General features: G+C 71.0%; 16 protein-coding genes. 4 read left to right on the top strand and 12 right to left on the bottom strand.

Annotation, left to right across the window (positions count from 1 at the left end; translation table 11 throughout):
- Positions 1–28 precede the first annotated feature (28 nt).
- The 12 genes from EXW95_RS06905 to murF form a co-directional block, all read right to left on the bottom strand.
- Positions 29–847, bottom strand: coding sequence for an alpha/beta hydrolase (locus EXW95_RS06905; protein ID WP_174366844.1), 819 nt, complete (start codon positions 845–847; stop codon positions 29–31).
- Complete coding sequence (gene aroQ, locus EXW95_RS06900; protein WP_174366843.1) at positions 844–1275, bottom strand: type II 3-dehydroquinate dehydratase; 432 nt, start codon at positions 1273–1275, stop codon at positions 844–846. The genes EXW95_RS06905 and aroQ overlap by 4 nt, the downstream gene beginning before the upstream one ends.
- Positions 1276–1343: 68 nt before the next feature.
- A complete protein-coding gene (aroB, locus tag EXW95_RS06895) occupies positions 1344–2399 on the bottom strand; it encodes a 3-dehydroquinate synthase (protein WP_371809957.1) in 1056 nt (351 codons plus the stop codon).
- Positions 2386–3162, bottom strand: coding sequence for a shikimate kinase (locus tag EXW95_RS06890; protein WP_371809956.1), 777 nt, complete (start codon positions 3160–3162; stop codon positions 2386–2388). Before EXW95_RS06890 ends, aroB begins: the two co-directional genes overlap by 14 nt.
- On the bottom strand, positions 3163–4311 hold the full coding sequence (gene aroC, locus EXW95_RS06885; RefSeq protein ID WP_174366841.1) for a chorismate synthase: 1149 nt from the start codon (positions 4309–4311) through the stop codon (positions 3163–3165).
- Positions 4312–4405: 94 nt separating this feature from the next.
- Positions 4406–6349, bottom strand: a complete 1944-nt coding sequence (locus tag EXW95_RS06880) for a secretin N-terminal domain-containing protein (RefSeq protein ID WP_174366840.1) — start codon at positions 6347–6349, stop codon at positions 4406–4408.
- A gap of 3 nt (positions 6350–6352) precedes the next feature.
- Positions 6353–7453 carry a hypothetical protein gene (locus tag EXW95_RS06875; protein ID WP_174366839.1) on the bottom strand — a complete coding sequence of 367 codons (1101 nt, stop codon included), beginning with the start codon at positions 7451–7453 and terminating at the stop codon, positions 6353–6355.
- The gene (locus tag EXW95_RS06870) at positions 7450–8094 is read right to left on the bottom strand and encodes a type 4a pilus biogenesis protein PilO (protein WP_174366838.1); all 645 of its coding nucleotides are present in this window, start codon (positions 8092–8094) and stop codon (positions 7450–7452) included. The genes EXW95_RS06875 and EXW95_RS06870 overlap by 4 nt, the downstream gene beginning before the upstream one ends.
- Complete coding sequence (locus tag EXW95_RS06865; protein WP_174366837.1) at positions 8084–8785, bottom strand: fimbrial assembly protein; 702 nt, start codon at positions 8783–8785, stop codon at positions 8084–8086. Before EXW95_RS06865 ends, EXW95_RS06870 begins: the two co-directional genes overlap by 11 nt.
- Positions 8778–9956, bottom strand: a complete 1179-nt coding sequence (pilM, locus tag EXW95_RS06860) for a type IV pilus assembly protein PilM (RefSeq protein ID WP_174366836.1) — start codon at positions 9954–9956, stop codon at positions 8778–8780. Before pilM ends, EXW95_RS06865 begins: the two co-directional genes overlap by 8 nt.
- 453 nt (positions 9957–10409) lie before the next feature.
- Positions 10410–11138, bottom strand: coding sequence for a hypothetical protein (locus EXW95_RS06855; protein ID WP_174366835.1), 729 nt, complete (start codon positions 11136–11138; stop codon positions 10410–10412).
- Positions 11139–11378: 240 nt separating this feature from the next.
- Positions 11379–12683: a UDP-N-acetylmuramoyl-tripeptide--D-alanyl-D-alanine ligase gene (gene murF / locus EXW95_RS06850; protein WP_174366834.1), complete on the bottom strand. Its 1305-nt coding sequence runs from the start codon at positions 12681–12683 to the stop codon at positions 11379–11381.
- Positions 12684–12786: 103 nt separating this feature from the next.
- Here murF and EXW95_RS06845 point away from each other — a divergent pair, with 103 nt between their 5' ends.
- From EXW95_RS06845 to EXW95_RS06830, 4 genes are all read left to right on the top strand, one after another.
- Positions 12787–14508 (top strand): bifunctional UDP-sugar hydrolase/5'-nucleotidase, encoded by a 1722-nt coding sequence (locus EXW95_RS06845; RefSeq protein WP_254605534.1) that lies wholly within the window; start codon positions 12787–12789, stop codon positions 14506–14508.
- 70 nt (positions 14509–14578) lie between these two features.
- Positions 14579–15562: an acetamidase/formamidase family protein gene (locus tag EXW95_RS06840; RefSeq protein WP_174366832.1), complete on the top strand. Its 984-nt coding sequence runs from the start codon at positions 14579–14581 to the stop codon at positions 15560–15562.
- 138 nt (positions 15563–15700) lie between these two features.
- Positions 15701–15958, top strand: a complete 258-nt coding sequence (locus tag EXW95_RS06835; protein ID WP_174366831.1) for a hypothetical protein — start codon at positions 15701–15703, stop codon at positions 15956–15958.
- Between the two features lie 104 nt (positions 15959–16062).
- Entirely contained in the window at positions 16063–18270 is a 2208-nt protein-coding gene (locus EXW95_RS06830; RefSeq protein WP_174366830.1) for a VWD domain-containing protein, read from the top strand.
- Positions 18271–18400: the final 130 nt, after the last annotated feature.

Genomic DNA, 18400 nt, shown 5'->3' with positions numbered 1-18400 from the left:
GCCCGGACGGCATCCGTGTGGTGCGGTGTCACAGCCCGGTCAGCAGGAAGCGCAGTGCGGCGGGCAGCCGGGACGCCCAGGCACTCTCATGGTGCGGGGCGGCCGGGTCGGCCTGGAAGCGCAGCTTCTCGCCCAGGCCCCGGGCGCTCAGGGTGTCCGCGAAGGCGTGGGCCTCGGTCCAGTAGGCGCGCATCCGGTCCGGGAACTCGGGGCTTTCCCGCCCACCAATGTCCACCCACACGCGCCCGACTGGCAGAGGGGCCTGCTGCGCCTGTCGCAGCGAGAAGCCGCCGTTCGTCCAGAAGGCGGGGCTCATGATCCCGGTGTGCCCGAACACGTCGGGGCAGGTCAGCCAGGCGTGCAGGCTGATCACGCCGCCCATGCTGGAGCCGATCACGACCGTGTCGTCCGGGCCGGGCCGCGTGCGGAAAGCGGCGTCCACGGCGGGTTTCACCGTGCCGGTCAGGAACGCCACGTAGGCGTCCGCACCGCCTCCGCCGCCCTGCGGGTAGTCGGGGTTCTCGACCGGGCTGTACTCGTGGAAGCGGCGGTCCCCGCCGTTGGGGATGCCGACGGCGATGGCCTCGGTGCCCTGCGCGGCCAGGGCGGTCAGGGTCTCGTCGGCACTCCACTCGCCGCTGTAACTGGTGGCGGCGTCGAACACGTTCTGCCCGTCGTGGAAGTACACGACCGGGTACCGCCGCAACGTGTCCGCGTGATAGGAGGGCGGTAGCCACACCAGCACGGGCCGGGGTGCGTGCTGCGCGTCGCTCACGCCGTCCAGCTGCCAGAGTTCCCCGGTCACGGTGCTGTCCGCCCGGCGCGGGTAGGGCTGCCAGTTGCTCATCCCTGCCCCTCGACCAGCGCCTCCAGGCCCAGGCGGTAGCCGAGGAAGCCCAGGCCGCTGATCTTGCCGCGGCACACGGCGGCCGTGACGCTCCTGTGGCGGAATTCCTCGCGGGCGTCCACGTTGCTGATGTGCACCTCGATCACGGGGACGCGCTGTCCGGCGATGGCGTCGCGCAGCGCGTACGAGTAGTGCGTCAGCGCGCCGGGGTTCAGGACGATGCCGGTGAAGCCGTGCTCCTCGGCCTCGTGGATCCATTCGATGAGCTGGCCCTCGTAGTTGCTCTGGCGGCAGGTGACGGCCTGCCCGAGTTCCGCGCCCCAGGCGTCGCACTGCCGTTCCAGGTCTTCGAGGGTCTGGGAGCCGTACACGCCGGGTTCCCGCAGGCCGAGTCGGTTGAGGTTGGGGCCGTTCAGCACGAGCAGCATGCCCGCAGCGTACCGCCCCCGGCGTGTGGGCCAGGGGCGGATTGTGCAGCCCGGATGGATGGGGGCGGTCAGGCCAGCAGGTTGAGGTCGCGCAGGTCGTCCTGCCAGCCGCTGAATTCCTCGCGCAGCACGCTGTCGGGAACGCGCGTCAGGTACGGCTGCGCGAGGTCGCGCAGGAGCACGAAGCGCACGCCGTCCGCGTCGGCCTTCTTGTCGCGGGCCATGAAGGTCAGGGCGTCCTCGAAGCTCACGGGGGGCAGGGGTGTCGGCTGCTGCCACGTCAGGAACGCGCGGGTGTGCCCGGTCAGGTCCGCGCCGCCCAGCGCACGCGACAGCCGCGCCGCGTAGTGCATCCCGTACCCGACGGCGTCGCCGTGGGACACGCCGTGGTGCGTGACGGCCTCCAGCGCGTGCGCCAGCGTGTGCCCGAAGTTCAGGTACGCCCGCTCGCCCCGCTCGGTCAGGTCGCGGGTGACGACGCCCGCCTTCACGGCGATCGCGTCGGCCAGCGTGCCTTCCAGCAGTGGGCCGCCGGGCCGGAAGTCCGGGGACAGCACGCGGTCCAGCAGCGTGGGGTCGCTGATCAGGCCGTGCTTGAACGCCTCGGCGGCGCCCTCGCGGAACACCGCGCCGGGCAGGGTGCCCAGCGTGTCCGTGTCGCACCAGACGGCGCGCGGTGGCCAGAACGCGCCCACCAGGTTCTTCCCCTCGGGGAGGTTCACGCCGGTCTTGCCGCCCACCGCCGCGTCCACCATGCCCAGCAGCGTGGTCGGCAGCGTGTAGAACGCCACGCCGCGCAGGTAGCTGGCCGCCGCGAAGCCCGCCAGATCGGTCGCCGCGCCGCCTCCCAGTCCCACGACCGCGCCGTCGCGGGGAATGTTCGCGCCCGCCAGCTGGGAGAGGACGCCCGAGAGGACCTCCAGCGTCTTGCAGTCGTCCCGCGCGGGCACGGGAATCGTCACGGTGGGTTGCAGCGCCGCCTGCACCCGCATCACGAATTCCTGGGGCAGGTCGACCGGGTGAATCAGGGCGACGTGCCGCTCGGGAACCCGCAGCGTGTCCAGCAGGTCCGCACCGACCTCCACCGCGTAGGGGTGCGCGCCGCCGACCTCAATCCGACGCACGCGACTCCCCGCCCGGTGTGTGGTCGGGCGCCGCGTGATCCAGAGCCGCATGATCCAGTGCCCAGGCGTGCTGCGCGTCCGCCCACGACCACAGCCGGTCGATGATCTCCTCGACGATCTCCTCGCTGGGCCGCCCGTCGCTGTGCACGTGGATGGTGCCCTGCTGGTACACCGGGGCGCGCTCGTCCATCAGCGTGCGGATACGCTCGAGGGGGTCCTCGGTGCGCAGCAGCGGCCGGTCGCTGTGCTTCGTGCGCTGGTACACCGTCTCCGGCGTCGCCCACAGCACCACCACCGGCCCGCGTTCCAGCAGGCAGCGGCGGTTGTCCTCCTGGATGAACGTCCCGCCGCCCAGGCTGATCACGGCGTGCTCCAGCCGGGTCACGCGCCCCACGACCTCGTGCTCGCAGGCGCGGAAGTACCCCTCGCCCTCCTGCGCGAACACCTCCGGGATGCTCTTGCCGACCACGCGCGTGATCAGCTTGTCGGTATCCACGAAGTGCAGCGCCAGCGCCCGCGACAGTTCCCAGCCGATCCGGCTCTTGCCGGTGCCCATGAAGCCCGCCAGCGCCACCCACGACACCGGACGCTCGATGAGGCCCGAACTGAACATGGGGGACAGTGTACGGGAATCCTCCGGACGCGGCGTGACGCTTCCCCCGATGTCCTCAGGAACGTCCCGCAGGTGCCCGGCCAGACCGTCCTCCAGTCCGGCCCGGAACGCCTGCAGGTGCGGGCGGCCGCCCTCGGTGTCGTTCAGCATTCAGTACGACTGCGCGAAGGCCCGCGCCGCCGTCACGCGCTCCTGCAACTCCGGCAGGGTGTCCCCGCCGAACTTCTCCAGCATCGCCTCGGCCAGCACCCAGCCGATCACGCACTGCAGGATCACGCCCGCCGCCGGCACCGCCGTCGTATCGCTGCGCTCGCGGGCGGCGTCGGACGCCTCGTGCGTGACCACGTTCACGGTCGGCAGCGGCTTCATCAGCGTGGCGATCGGCTTCATGGCGACCCGCACGATCAGCTCCTCGCCGTTCGTCATCCCGGCCTCCAGGCCGCCCGCGCCGTTCGTGTCGCGCGCGTACGTGCCCCCTCTGTAGTACACGGCGTCATGCACGCGACTGCCGGGCTGGACGGCGTTCTCGAAGGCGCGGCCGATCTCAACGCCCTTCATCGCCTGGACGCTCAGGGCCGCCTGCGCGATCTTCCCGTCCAGCTTGCGGTCGTAATGCACGAACGACCCCAGGCCCACCGGCAGGCCCCGGAAGCGCACCTCCAGGATGCCGCCCAGCGTGTCGCCGTCCTTCTTCGCCTGATCGATCCGCTCGCGCATCATGGCCGCAGCGTCCTCGTCCGGGGTGCGCAGGTCGCTGTTCTCGATGGCGTCCAGCGCGTCCCAGCTGAACGGCACCTGCGTCTCGATCCCCGCGAGGCTCGACACGTAGTTCGCGCCCTCCACGCCCAGCTCGGACAGCAGCTTCAGCGCGATACTCCCGACCGCCACGCGCGCCGCCGTCTCCCGCGCCGAGGCGCGCTCCAGCACGTCCCGCAGGTCCTTGTGACGGTACTTCACGCCGCCCGTCAGGTCCGCGTGACCGGGCCGCGCGTCCGTCAGGGCCTTCTTGCGCGGCTCGCCGCCCGGCTCGGGCGACATGATCTCCGTCCAGTTCCGGTGATCCTTGTTGGCAATCGCCAGCGTGACCGGCGCGCCCGTCGTCCGCCCGGCCCGCACCCCGGAGAGGATCTCGGCCTCGTCCGTCTCGATCACCATGCGCCGCCCACGCCCATACCCGCCCTGACGCTTACGCAGCCACGGGTCGATGTCCCCCTTGCCGAGCGGCAACTGGGAGGGCAGACCCTCGATGATGGCCGTCAGTTGCGGCCCGTGTGATTCGCCAGCGGTCAGGTACCTCATGCCACACGACTGTAGCGCCATCGCGCTGCCCGCCGCGCGCCCCTGCACAAACAAAGCGCGCCCCCACGAAGAAGGCGCGCCGGAAGAAAGCGTGTTACTGGACGATCGTGCCGGTGATCACGACGAGCAACTGCGTCTTCTCGGAGGTCGTGCTCTGCTTCCCGAACAGGCTGCCCACCACCGGCAGGCTCGACAGGAACGGCGTGCCGTCCTTGTTGTCGGAGGTCTTGGTGGCCAGCAGACCGCTGAGCAGCAGCGTCTCGCCGTTCTTGAAGGTCAGGGTGGTCTGCGCCTCGCTGTTCGTGAACTGCAGCAGGTTCGGGATGGTCGCCGCGTTGATGGCCGTCGTCAGGTTGTTCACCTGACCGCGCACCCGCAGCGTGATCGTGCCGTCCGGCGCGACCTGCGGGCTGAAGAAGTCCAGGTTCACGCCGTAATCGATCTGCTTCTGGATGGCCGGGACGTTCGCTGCTGCCGAGGGGATGTTCAGTTCCAGGCGCCCGCCGCTCTTGATGCTGGCCGCCGCCGTGCTCGACGCGTTCTGCGTATCCCCGGCGCCGCCCAGTGAGCGCTGGCCGCTCTGCATGGTGATGCTGCCGTCATACACGCTCTTGCTCAGCCCCTGACCCTGCAGGGCGTTCAGGGACGCGCCCAGGTTGAAGCCCAGCAGGCTGCGGGTCGGATCGAAGGACACGCCCAGCCCCGCCGTGTTGCTGCTGCTCACCGAGAACCCGCCGAAACCGGCCGACCAGTTCACGCCCAGTGCCCGCGAGGCCTTCTCGGTGATCTCCTGGATGCGGACCTGCACGTTGATCTGCGGGACCTTCTGGTCCAGCTGCGGGATCAGGTCCGCCACCTGCGCCACCTGCTCGGCGGTGCCGCGCACGATCACGGTGTTCGTACGCTTGTCCGCGATGATCGTCGCCGTGTTCGCCTGCGCGGTGGTCGCTGCGGGGGTGGTCGTCGTGGTGCTCGACGTGGTGGTTGCCCCGGTCGTGGTCGTGCCCAGGTCACGCGCCAGCGTGCCCTCCAGCGTCGCCTTGACCTCCTCGGCGCTGGCATTCACGAGCTGGAAGACCCGCTGCGTGATCTGCGCGCCAGCCACGACGGGCGCCACGCGGTCCACCTGACCCAGCAGGGTCAGCGCGGCGTCCAGCTGGTTCTGCGGTCCGGTCACGACCAGCTGCCCGGTCTGCCCGACCGGCGTGACCTTCAGACCCGGGTACTGCGCGGCCAGCAGCGCCACGATGTCCGCCTGCGCGCCCTTGACGGTGTACACGCGCTGCACGGTCTGTGTTTCCGGAGTGCTGACGGTCCCCGGCTGCGTGCCGGGCGTGCTGTCCAGCTGTGCCAGCAGGCGCGTGACCTCCGCGACCTCCTTGTTCGTGCCGCGCACGATCACGGCGTTGCTGCGCACGTCCGGCACGATCCGCAGCGTGGCGCTGTCGAGTTTCACGTCCACCAGGGTGCGGGTCACGCCGACCGTGTTGCCCTGCGCGTCCTTCTGCGCGGTTTCGCTGTAGGTGGGCGTGCCGAAGAACAGTTTGACCTGCTGGCTGGCCTGTGTCGCGTCGGCGTTCTTCAGCGCGACCGTGCGCTGGATGGGCGTGTTGCTGACGCGCAGCACCGGCTGCCCGGCGAGGGTCACGACGTCGTAGCTCAGGCCGTACACGTCCATCAAGAGGGGCCAGACCTCGTTGAAGGGCTTGTTCTGGAAGGAGTACACGACCGGGCGGGCCGTGTCCGCCGTGGCGGCGCCCGCCGCACCGGTGCCGGTGGCCGGGGTGCCGGTCGCGGCGGTCGTCCCGGCCGCCTGGGGCAGCGCGTCCACGTTCGTGTCGAGGATCAGGCCGTACCCGGCGCTCTTGGCGAGCGCGGCCAGCAGGCTCGACAGCGGCCCGGCGTACCGGCCGATCTCGATGGTCACGGTCGCGTTCGTGAGGGTGGTGTCGGCCACCGAGGAGGTCGCGGGGGTGGTCTGAGCGGCGGCCAGACCCAGGGTGGCGGTCAGCAGCAGAGTAGCGAAGCGTTTAGTCATGGCTCACCTTTTATCCAGTTCGAGGGTCTTGGAGTCGTTGCCGAGGCTGAGGGTCGCGCCGGTCGCCGTGACTTCCTTCACGGTGACCTGGCTGTCCGGGAGGGTCTGCCCGACGGCGACGACCACGTACCCGTCCTTGCTGCGGAAGATCGCGGTGTTCACCGGGCCGAGCACCACGGCGTTGAACGCCAGCCCCTGCGTCTGCACGAAGCTGTCCAGGGCCGACGTGGCCGACACGACCCCGCCGCTGCTGGCGACCTCACTGATGACCTGCGGGGTGCCGGGCTGCGGCGTACCGGTCGGCAGGGTGCCCGCGCCACTCTGCGCGGCGGGCGTCGCGCCGCTGCCGGGCAGGCGGGTGATGCCGGGCACGCTGACCCCGGCGACCGGGGGTTTGACCGGCGCGGGCGTATCCGTCCCGCTGGGGGTCGTCCCGCCGGGCGTGTTCCCGATGGCGACCGGGCCGCCCGAGGGAATCGGCGTCACGCCCGGCGTGCCGTCCGTGACGGGAATGGTCGGGACCGGCAGCGCGCCGCCCGTGTCGTTGCCGCTGCTGGGCAGCGGGCTCAGGCCCACCGCGCCCGTTGAGGGAATCGGCGTGACCGTCGGTGCGCTCGCCACCGGGGCGCTGGGCGTGCTGACCGGAGCGCTCGGCGCCGGGGTCGGGGCACTGGCGCCCGTGCCGTCATCATCGAGGGCCAGCGGGCGGAAGGGGTTGTTGCCGGGCACGGCAGCCAGGGTTCCGGCCGGATTGATGCCGGCCGGGGTGGGCGGCGTGTCCGTGACTTCGGGCTGGTCGGGCGTGGCGGCCGTGTCGTCGGTGGGGAAGGGTGGGATCACCTCGACGTCCACCTGACCGCCGGACTGCACGCCGCTGCCCTGAGCGCCCTGCGTGGCCGTGTCGGGTTTGTCCGGCGTGGTGACGGGCACCGTGTCGCCCTGCTGGGCGGGCGTACCGGCGGCGGTGTCGGGCGTGACGGCCGTGTCGTCAGGGGCGGCGCCACGGTTGGTCAGGACGTACCACAGGCCGATCGCGGCGACCAGCAGCAGCAGGCCCAGCAGCAGTTTCATTTCACGGGAGAGTTTGACGGGCGCGCGCGTCACTGGGTGCCTCCTGCCGGGGCGGGCGCGGCGGGCGCCGCGTTCGGCGCCTGCGGGGTGGTGCCGCTGGCCGCAGCGCTGGCCTGCGTGGGATCGAAGGTGTACACCGTCAGGGCCAGGGTGCCTTCCAGGACGGGGTCGAAGCTGGTGGCCTGCGGCAGCTGCAGCGAGACGTTGTTCACGTTCGTGAAGCGGCTCATGGTCTCCACCGAGCGCAGCAGCTGGAACAGCTGGGCGAAGGTGCCGGACACGTTCACGTTCAGGTTGATGGGGCGCACGCCTCCGGGCAGGCCGGTCGCGGTGGAGTTACTCACGTTGAACGAGGACATTTCAGCCCCGGCCGCGGCAGCGTTCAGGCGGATCTCGTCCAGGATGCGGTAGTAGTTCGCGGTCTGCGGGAGGGCCGCGAGGAACTCGTCCTGCTGCACCTTCAGCTTGGCGACCTCCTCACGCAGGGCCGGGAGCTGTGCCGCCTGACTGCGCATGACCGTCACGCGTGCCTGCGCGGTCTCCAGGTCGCCCTGCAGCAGGCTGATCTCCTGCTGGCGCGCCTGGAAACGCAGGGTGTACCACAGCGCGACCACCAGCAGGCACGCGGTCAGGACCACGAAGAAGAGGTTGCGGGGCGTGAGCTTAATCGACACGTCCGCCCTCCTTCACGCTGACCGGCGCGCTGGGTGCCGCCGGGGCCGCCGGTGTCCCGGGCGTTCCCGCCGGCGCGGCTGGAGTGGCCGCGTCGCCCTTCACGATGCCGACCGTCGCGTTGAAGGTGTACTGCTCGGTCTCGCCTTCCTTCTGCAGACTGCGGAAGTTCACGCCGAAGTTCGGGTTGTTCTCGAAGGTCCGCAGGAAGTTCACGACCGCCTGCTGACTGCTGGCCGAGCCGTTCAGTTCGATTTCACGGGTCACGTTCTTGCCAGTGTACACACCGTTCTGCTGCTGCGTGGCCAGCGCCGTGGCTTCCAGCGGGCGGATGGTCATGCTCTTGAGGGCCACGCCGCTCCCGCCGGGGAGCTGCGCGGTGAAGCTGGCCAGATCGTTCGACCAGTACGTCTTGGCGTCCCGCAGCTGCACGGCGATCGCAGTGATCTGCGTCAGCTGGTTCTTCTCCTGCGTCAGGGTCTTGAATTCACGCTCGGAGGCGGTCAGGGCGGCGATCTCGCCGTTCACGCTGTCGATGTCCTTCTTCAGGTTGCCGACCCTGGTGGCGGTCGCGACCTCCACCCCCACGAGGATCAGGGCGGTCAGGACCGCCAGGCCGACGGCGGCCGGCTGCCAGAGGGTCGGTTCGCTCTGCTTGCGGTACTGCTGGGGCAGCAGGTTGATTTCAACCACGACTGGTCACCCCCCGCAGCGCGAGGCCCAGCGGCACCGTGAACTCGGGTGCGTTGGCCTGCAGGTACCCGGTGTCCACGTTGGCCTGGTCGGTCTGCACGGTCAGCCAGGGGCTGGCGACCTCCACGCGGAAGCCCAGCGCGTCGCTGATCGCGGCGGCCAGGCCGCGCAGTTTCGCGCCGCCCCCGGCCAGGAAGGTCCGGTCGATGACGACGTCGCCGCTCTGGACGCGGTAGAACTCCAGGCTGCGGCGGATCTCGGTGATCAGGTCACCCAGCACGGGACGCACGACCTCGAACACGCGGGCCGGCGAGTACTGCTCGCGGGACATGTCGAAGTTCAGCAGGTCCTCCTCGTCCTCGGTGGGGGTCGTGGCGGTCGCGTAACCCAGCTTGACTTCCTCGGCGGCGCTGAAGTCCAGGTCGAAGGCCTTCTGCAGCGCGGTCGTGAAGTCGTCGGCGGACACGTTGATGTTGCGGGCCATCAGGACGCGGTCGCCGCGCACGAGGTTGATCACGGAGCTGCTCGCGCCGATCTCCATGACCAGTGCGACCTCGCCGGCCTCGGTGTAGTTGCTGCCGGTCAGGGTGCTCTTGGTCAGGTGCTCACCGAGCAGGTTCCCGCGCAGGGCGCGCAGCGCCGCGAAGGACTTCAGGTCCACGATGCTGGGCTCCAGGCCCGCCAGGCGCAGCACCTCGACCTGCCGCGCGACCGCCTCGGTGGGCGCGGCGGCGATCACGACCTCCATCTGCCCGTCGTCGGGCACGTTGGCCGGGTCGTCGAGCAGGTCGAAGTCCAGGCTGACGTCGTCGATGGGGTAGGGGATGTAGCGTTCGGCCTCCCACTTGATGGCCTCCTGCAGGTCCTTGCGGTCCATCTTCGGCACCATGATGTTTCGCGTGACCGCCACCTGATTCGGGATCGAGGTGACGGCGAAGCGGTTCGTGATGCGGTGCTCGGCCAGCAGGTTCTTCAGCTCGGTGGCGACCGCCTGCGGTTCCACGACCAGTCCGTCGCGCATGCTGCCGATGGGCGTGGGCACCATCACGGCGTGCTGGAGGGACGGCGGGGAGCCGGGGCGCAGGGCCACGACCTTGATGGCACTCGTGCCAATCTCCACACCCAGGGCATTCGGGCGTGGACTGAGTAAGCGGTTCAGGAAACTCGACATTCTCCCTCCAGGATCACGCGGATTTTAGCATTCACTCATCTGGCGGCGGGAGGGCCGGAGTGGGCAGCGAGAGGACGACGCACAGCACAACGAGGTCAGGGGCATGGAGCGTCCATTCAACCACCTCACCACTCACGTAACCCTGACACCTGAAACGCCCGACCAGCAGGAACGTTTCCCGACTCCGGTCACCAGCTGCCGCCTCCGTCGCCCGGTGGGGACGAATCGCACAGCCCGGTCACCCACCCCGAACATGAAGGCTTCTTGAACGGGGTGCCTTAGTACACCACAAGTCAGACCCGCAGTTCACGCAATTCCTCACGCCGCCCACCACCACCGTGAGCGGACGGTATGGACCCCATGAGCACCACCGGCCCCACACGGCGCCCAGGACGCCGCACAGCCACACTCACGCGCTGGCCTCGCGCGCCCGGCGGGTCAGCGCCCAGCAAGTCAGCGCGCGGCGAGCTCCGGGCCGAACACCCGCACCTCGCCGGACGGGGCGACCGTCACCAGCCACGCCCCCACCACCCCCAGCCGCCCCGGCCCATGCGGCACCCTCGCGCGCACCACACCCGAGACGTCCACGCGTTCCAGGTGCGTGCCCGTCAGGCGGTACGTGCCGGTCGCCGTGACGACCTCCGGCCGCGTGCCGCCCGCCACCCCGTCCGGCCGCACGTTCAGCAGCGTGAACCCCGCCCCCGACAGCGTCGCGCCGTCCTGCACGCGCACCACCCGCCCGTCCAGCAGCAGGTACTCCAGACCGTCCCCGCCGGTCAGCGCCGCCGACGGTGACCCCAGCACCCCGCCCGCCGCCCCGCCCGCGTAATCCACGGCGCTGCCGTTCTCCCGGTACACCCGGCGTGCACTCAGGACCGCCACCCGGCCCACGCTCACGCTGCGCGCCGCGCCGTCCAGCGTGACCACCGCGCCCAGCGACGGCACGCCCGCCCAGGCCTGCCCGTCATTCCAGGCGACATCCACCACACCCGGCAGCGCCGGACAGCTGACCTGAAAGGACGGCGCGCGCGCCACGCACGCCCGCCCCCCGACCGTCCACGCCACCCCGGCGTCACTGAACGCCGCGCGCAGCGTGCCCGGCGCCGAGGTCGTCACGGTCGGCGCGCAGGCCCCCAGCAGAACCGACAGCAGGACAGGCAGGGCGGCACTCGGCAGGCGCATGCCCGCCATTGTGCCCGCGCGGACGCTGAGCGGCATGAAGGTCGGGCGGCATGAGGGTCGGGCAGCGTGAACCCCGCTGACCACCCACCCGGCCTCATACGGATTCCGTTTGTTTCGCTGACAATCCGGAACCTCACCGGATTGCCAGCTCCACGTCCGGAACCCGTTTCGCTCCTGCTCGCTCTGCTCGGGTTGAATGGTTTTGCAAACCTTTCAACCGGAGTCCATATCAGACCGGGGTCACGCTCCGTCCCGCGTCTCCAGCAGTGCGCGGACGACCACGTCCAGCCCCACGCCCTCCTGCGCGCGGCGCTCGGGCGTCCAGCTGATCCCACGACTGGCCTTCACGAGAATCACGTCCCCGTCCCGGATCTCCGCCAGCAGCGCCCCCACGAGCTCCGGGACCGTCGCGAAGGCCCGCTCGCCCAGCTCAGGTGCGAAGGCGCCCACCCCGAAGGTCAGGTCCGCCCGGTCCCGCGCGTACGCGCCCACCTCGGCGTGCAGGGCCCGCTCGGTCGGGCCGAGTTCCAGCATGCGGCCCAGCACGCTGATCCGCCGCCCCCCGTCCGCGCCGGCCCAGCCACTCAGGGCGTCCAGCGCCGCGCGCACCGCAACCGGCGAGGCGTTGTACGCGTCGTCGATCACCGTGAAGCGGCCCCGGTGCACCCGGTAGCGTCCGCCGGGCACACTCGCGGCGCTCAGGCGCCCGGCTGCGGCATCCAGATCGAGGCCCGCCTCCCGCGCCAGCTGCAGCCCCAGCACTGCCGCCTCCGCCTGCACCGTGGACGCCAGCGGCAGCGTGACGGGCACACCCGCGAACGAGAACGACGCGCCCTCCGGCTTGACGCTCAGGTCCTCACCCGCGACGGTCACCTCCCCGAACCCGTAACTGTCCACCCCCGGATAGAACGCGGCCGCCTGCGAACCCACCAGCCCCCGCACCGGGCTGCCCTGAACGTCCCGCAGGATCACGCCCTTCTCCCGTACGATCCCCTCGATGCTGCCCAGTTGCTCCAGGTGCGCCGGGCCGATCGTCGTGATGACCCCCACGTCCGGGCGGACCAGATCCACGAGTTCCGCCATCTCCCCGACGCGGTCGATGCCCATCTCGACCACCAGCGGGCGGCCCGCGCGGCCCGACTCGATCAGGAAACACGCGATCGCTGGCATCGTGTTGAACACCGGCATGAACAGGGCGTCCAGCGCCGCCGCCACGTAACTCTTCGCGGTGGTCTTCCCGGCGCTGCCCGTCACGCCCACCACCAACGGCGCGTACAGGCGCTCGGCCCGCGCCCACGCCAGCAGCGCCGCCTGCGCGTCGTCCACGCGCACCGCGCGCGGCACGTCCAGATCCGTCAGCACGAACGGCGCGCCCGCCGCCAGCGCCTGCTCCACGAACGCGTTCCCGTGCATCCGCTCGCCGGGCAGTGCCACGAACGCCACGTCCGGCGACGCCTCCCGCGAATCCCAGGTCAGGCGCCGCGCCGCGCGGGCCTCCGGGTGAACAGTGGCCTGAAACGGCAGGGGCAGATGCGGGTCCAGCATGGCAGGCAGGCTAACACCCCCACTGTCCTCCGGTCCGGCACTGACCGCCGAAGCACCAAGCGCGACCCAACCGTGAGTAGACTATGCAGGTCTTATGAAAACCATGCCTGTTCTGCTGCTGACCGTCGCGCTGGGCCTGACCGCCTGCACCACCGGTCCCCTGACCCCGGTCCCTGCCAACGTCACCATCCTGGGTCTGAACGACTTCCACGGCAACCTGACCCCCACCAGCTTCACGACAAGCGACGGCACCAAGATCGGCGCCGGCGGCATCGAGGCCATCGCCGCCGAGGTGAACGACGCCCGCAAGGCCAACCCCAACACCATCCTCGTCGGCGGCGGCGACCTGATCGGCGCCAGCCCCATCATCAGCGGCCTGCTGCGCGACGAACCCGCCGTGTACGCCCTGAACGGCATGGGCATGAAAGTCAGCGCACTGGGCAACCACGAGTTCGACCAGGGCCTGGACGAACTGCTGCGCATGCAGAACGGCGGCTGCAACAGCAACGACACCAGCAAGGCCTGCAAGTACGACGCCACCTACACCGGCGCCACCTTCAAGTGGATCGGCGCCAACGTCACGTACAACGCCGCCTCCGGCAAGACCGGCATGCCCTTCGCGCCCTACATCATCCAGGACATCAACGGCCTGAAAATTGCCTTCGTGGGCGCCGTCACCAGGACCACGCCCGGCATCGTGTCCCCCGACGGCGTGAAGATGCTGAACTTCACCGACGAAGCCGCCGCAGTGAACAAGTACATCCCCGAGATCAAGGCCAAGAAACCCGACGCGATCATCATGCTGATCCACGAGGGCGGCGAACTCGCTGCCGGCAGCACCGACAAGTACGACACGGTCGGTTGCAAGAGCCTCGACGCGACCAAGCCCATCGTGGACATTGCCAAGCGCGTCGACCCCGCCGTCAGCGCCATCATCAGTGGCCACAGCCACCAGGGCTACAACTGCCTGGTGCCCGACCCCACCGGCAAGGACCGGATCGTCATCCAGGGTGAACAGTACGGTCACCTGCTCCAACGCCTGGACCTGGTGGTCGACAAGGCCAACCACCGCGTGATGGAAGTCAAGTCGGCCAACCTCGTCGTGAACTACGACGCCCGCAAGACCGCAGGCACCCTGGACGCCAGCATGACCGCCATCGTCACCAAGGCCACCGACAAGGTCGCCGCCATCAAGAACGTGCAGGTCGCCACGCTCGGTGACCCGCAGATCCAGCGCGGCATCGGCAACGCCCGCAACACCGAATCCGCGCTGGGCGACGTCATCGCCGACGCGCTCGTGTACGCCACCAAGGCCCAGGGCACCCAGATCGGCCTGATGAACCCCGGCGGCATCCGCGCCGACCTGCCCGACGCGACCGCCATCAAACCCGGCAACGCCGTGAACTTCGGCGACGTGTTCGCCGTGCACCCCTTCGGTAACTCCACCACCGTCGTGACCCTGACCGGCCAGCAGATCAAGGACCTGCTGGAGCAGCAGTGGAGCGGCGCGAACGCCACCGCCGTCAAGCTGCTGCAGGTGTCCGAAGGCTTCAGCTACAAGTACACCCTGAGCAACCCCGACGGTCAGCGCGTGAACATCGCCGACATCACCCTGAACGGCGCGCCCATTAGCGCCACCGCCACCTACCGCATCGCCACGAACAACTTCCTGGCGGGCGGCGGCGACAACTTCAGCGTGTTCAAGAGCGCCACGAACGTCACCCAGCTGCCTGGCCTGAGCGACACCGACGTGCTCAGCGGCTACCTGAAGGCCTTCGGCCCCACCCTGAAGAACGTCGTCAAGGGCCGCATCGTCAAGCTTTGACCTGACGCTTCACCCACGCCCGCCCCGGCCCACACGCGCCGGGGCGGGCGCTCTGCTCTACCCTGAGCCCATGACCCGCTACCACCTGACGCTGGACGCCCTGCACACCGTCTGGGACCACGCCCTGCCGCCCGCCCTGACCGTCGCCAGCGGTGACACCGTCACGCTGGACACCCTGGACGCCTCGGGTGGCGGCGTGGCCCGCCGGGTCGCCAGCGGTGAACTGAGCGCCCCGGACGACCTGCGCGCCCTGATCCTCGCGGACGCCCGCGACCCCCTGAGCGGCCCGCGCGGCCACCCGCTGACCGGCCCGCTGTTCGTGGACGGCGCGCAGCCCGGCGACGCCCTGCGCATAGAGATCCTGGACGTCCGCACCGCCGCGTGGGGCTGGACCGGCTGCCGCCCGGACGGCATCGGCCTGCTCGACGCGGCGCTGGCCGCCGAGGGCCTGCGGCCCCACACGCACCTGTGGGACCTGCGCGCCGGAACGCACGCGGACTTCCGCCCCGGCATCCGCGTGCCGCTCGCCCCGTTCCCCGGCGTGATCGGCGTCGCGCCCGCCGCGCCGGGCCCGCACCCCACCGCGCCGCCCCGGCACGTCGGCGGGAACATGGACGTCCGGCAGCTCGTGGCGGGCAGCACCCTCTGGCTGCCGGTCGAGGTCCCCGGCGCGCTGCTGTCCGCCGGGGACCTGCACGCCGCGCAGGGCGACGGCGAGGTCAGCGGCACCGGCATCGAAACCAGCGGCCAGCTGACCCTGCGCGTCCACGTCGAGAGGGACGCCGGGATCACCACCCCGGAATTCACCACCCCCACCGGCGGCGGCCAGAGCCGCCAGTGGCACGCCACCACCGGCCACCACCCCGACCTGATGGACGCCGCCCGCATCGCCCTGCGCGCCACCCTGCGCCGACTGCAAGCGCGCGGCCTGAGCCTGGAAGACGCCTACGTCCTCGCCAGCGCCTGCGTGGACCTGAAGATCAGTCAGATCGTCGACGCCCCCCACTACACCGTCAGCGCGTTCCTGCCCCTGGACATCTTCTTGGAGGGCTGACGCTCCCGGGTCGTCAGGCGTCCAGGGCCGCGTGCAGACCGCCTCCAGCGCGGCGCAGGAGGGACCTGCGCGTGGTGCACCGGGACGTGCAGGCCCTCGTACGGACCGGCTTGCTGCGCGTGATCCGCGAGCGGGGCCGTGAAGATCGACCGCGCCAGCGCCGACAACCTGCTCGTGGCGGCCCGGCACCTGTCCACCCCGGCCCGGATGCTCAGTGGAACCCCATCGGCCCGCCTGACCGCCGCCCAGGTGACCGAGGTGCAGCGCGACCTGATCCTCCTGATGTGCAAGGTCGCGGAATTCACCGCCGCCAACGACGGCGCGGGCCAGCCCGTGCTGCTGCGCCTGGGACTGGCCCCGCTGACCGAGGACGAACTGCTGGGCCTGCACCGCTGATCCGTGTCCGGTCACGCCCCCGCGACTGCTGATCATGGGTCGCTCATGGGGTCGCTTCTACCCTGCGTGCAACTCGGTGGAACGCCGGGAAGGAGGCGGGACTCATGATGAACACGCGCAAGGGGCTGGGGGTCGTGGTGGGTGGGCTGGTCACACTGGCGTTGCTGGGCGCGGCGGGCGCGCAGGGTGTTGTGGCGCAGGGCATGATGGCGCAGGGGACGGTGAATCCGCTGCAGCCGGTGCTGAATCCGAACGTGCTGCGCGCCGTGCTGGGACCGCAACTGCTGGTGCTGCCGGAGGACGGCGCGGTGACGCTGGTGTGGCCCGGTGACGCGCGGGCGGCCGGGTACGACGTGTACCGGGATGGGCAGAAGTTGACGGCGCAGCCGCTGATGCCCGGCAAGGCGGGCGGGCCGATGTCGTTCCGCGTGAAGGGCCTGAAGAACGGGCTGCGGTACGACTTCCGGGTGGTGGCGCTGGGCGAGGCGAAACTGGCGGCGTCCCTGTCGCCGGTGCCTGCGTCCGGGGGGCCGCTGGTGTGCGCGCGGTACCCGGTGCAGGGCACGGACATGGGCGCGCGGTCGCAGAACGTGCGGGTGGGCGGCGCGGCGACCGTGACCGTGAACGGCGTGACCCTCGCCGCGTCGGGTGGCGGGCTGTACCAGGGCACCCTCGCGGCGCCCGTGGCGGTGGGTGCGCCGCTGAACCTGCTGACGCGGGTGGGGGAGTGTCTGGTGTTCGCGTCGGACGTCGTGCCGGAAGCGCCTGCCCTGACCGCCCCGGCGGCGGGCAGCAGCCTCGCGGCGTCGGCGGTCCTGCCGGTGGCGTGGACGTCCGCCAGCAACCCGCAGCGGTTCGTGGTGTCCGCCACCTGGGTGACGGGCGGGGCGGGGCACGCGTGGCGGTCCGGGGACCTGCCGGGCTCGGCGCGCAGCTTCAGCATCCCCGCGGGCGCGCTCCCGGCGGGGCAGACCGTGAAGGTCCGGGTGTACGCGTACAACGACGGGACGTTCGTGGGGAGCTTCACGCCGGACTCGCGCATGGCGATCCGCAACGGGAACGAGGCCGGGCGGGACGTGACGGTGCAGGCCGCCGCGCCGAACCCCCCGGCGGTCAGCTGGGGCGACCCGCACCTGATCACGCTGGACCAGACGGCCATGGAATTCCAGGCGGTCGGTGAGTTCGACCTGACCCAGAGCGTCACGGACGACTTCCGCGTGCAGGCCCGCCAGCGCCCCTGGGGGAGCAGCACGGTCGTCAGCGTGAACACGGCGGTCGCCACCCGCATGAACGGGCAGAAGGTCGGCGTGTACGCCGGGATGATCCCCGCGCTGCGCATCGGCGAGGCGGGCGTGCGCACGAACGTGCCCGCCGGGGGCCTGGACCTGGGCGGCGGGCACCGCGTCACCCAGAGCGGGAACGTGTACACCCTGGAGTTCCCCGGCGGGGAGCGGCTGGCGATCACGAACAATGGCGCGTACCTGGACGCCCGCCTGTCCCTCCCGGACGCCCGGCGCGGGCGGGTGCGGGGCGTGTGGGGGAACTTCGACGGCGTGACCACCAACGACCTGACCACGCGGGGCGGCGCGGCCCTGAGCAGCCCCGTGACGCCCGCCGACCTGTACGGGACGTTCGGGAACTCGTGGCGGGTGCCGGGCGCCGCCGAGTCCCTGTTCGTGTACGACGCCGGTGAACGCTTCGGGGGCTTCGACGATCCGGCCTTCCCGTCCGCGCCGGCGGTCGTCCCGGCGGGCGCCGCCGCGGTGGCCGAGGCGACCTGCCGCGCGGCGGGGGTCACCGACCCGCTGCTGCTGGACCGCTGCGTGACCGACGTGGCCCTGACCGGCAACCCCCGCTTCGCGGCGAGCAGCGCCGACACGCAACCCGCCCGTGATCAGGTGCGCCTCGCCCTGCCGGACCTGACCGTCACCGCCTTCAGCGCCGTGTACAGCGGCACTTGCGTCAGCGGCGCGCCCCTCGTGAATGCCCGCGTCACCGTCCGGAACGTCGGCGCGGCCCCCAGCCCCGCCCGCAGCGACGTGGGCCTAGCGCAGGTCGTGGACACCCGCGACGAGACCCTGGCCGCCGGGTACCGCGGCAATGGCGTGGGCCTCCCCGCCCTGGCCCCCGGCGAGAGCGTCACCGTGACCATCCCCGTGTACTACCCTGCCACGCAGCCCGCCACGGCCCCCGGCGCGCACACCTACGCCGCCCGCGTGAACTTCGGCGCGTACTTCCCCGAAGGCAGCAGCGCGAACAACCGCTTCACGACCACCCAGACCGTGACCGTGCCCGCCGGGGACTGCCGCTGAACTGGGGTGTGGGGAGTGGGAAGTAGGAAGTGGGAACAGCAGGAAGCAGGGAGCGTCGGCACTGGCCTTCGCTCCCTGCTTCTCTGTCTGGTCGCTTCAGCGGCAGCAGGTCAGGCGACCGACCCACTCC

The sequence above is a fragment of the Deinococcus sp. JMULE3 genome, assembly GCF_013337115.1.
In the GTDB taxonomy this organism is placed as follows: domain Bacteria; phylum Deinococcota; class Deinococci; order Deinococcales; family Deinococcaceae; genus Deinococcus.
Note: the sequence above shows the minus strand (reverse complement) of the source record. Positions and strands in the feature narration are given on the sequence as shown.

What these genes read in the sequence shown, in the direction of transcription:
- EXW95_RS06880 (WP_174366840.1), bottom strand. Translation starts at nt 6,349, where the DNA reads ATGACTAAACGCTTCGCTACTCTGCTGCTGACCGCCACCCTGGGTCTG.
- murF (WP_174366834.1), bottom strand. Translation starts at nt 12,683, where the DNA reads ATGCTGGACCCGCATCTGCCCCTGCCGTTTCAGGCCACTGTTCACCCG.
- aroC (WP_174366841.1), bottom strand. Translation starts at nt 4,311, where the DNA reads ATGAGGTACCTGACCGCTGGCGAATCACACGGGCCGCAACTGACGGCC.
- aroQ (WP_174366843.1), bottom strand. Translation starts at nt 1,275, where the DNA reads ATGCTGCTCGTGCTGAACGGCCCCAACCTCAACCGACTCGGCCTGCGG.
- pilM (WP_174366836.1), bottom strand. Translation starts at nt 9,956, where the DNA reads ATGTCGAGTTTCCTGAACCGCTTACTCAGTCCACGCCCGAATGCCCTG.
- EXW95_RS06905 (WP_174366844.1), bottom strand. Translation starts at nt 847, where the DNA reads ATGAGCAACTGGCAGCCCTACCCGCGCCGGGCGGACAGCACCGTGACC.
- EXW95_RS06855 (WP_174366835.1), bottom strand. Translation starts at nt 11,138, where the DNA reads ATGCGCCTGCCGAGTGCCGCCCTGCCTGTCCTGCTGTCGGTTCTGCTG.
- EXW95_RS06840 (WP_174366832.1), top strand. Translation starts at nt 14,579, where the DNA reads ATGACCCGCTACCACCTGACGCTGGACGCCCTGCACACCGTCTGGGAC.
- EXW95_RS06845 (WP_254605534.1), top strand. Translation starts at nt 12,787, where the DNA reads ATGCCTGTTCTGCTGCTGACCGTCGCGCTGGGCCTGACCGCCTGCACC.
- EXW95_RS06890 (WP_371809956.1), bottom strand. Translation starts at nt 3,162, where the DNA reads ATGCTGAACGACACCGAGGGCGGCCGCCCGCACCTGCAGGCGTTCCGG.
- EXW95_RS06830 (WP_174366830.1), top strand. Translation starts at nt 16,063, where the DNA reads ATGATGAACACGCGCAAGGGGCTGGGGGTCGTGGTGGGTGGGCTGGTC.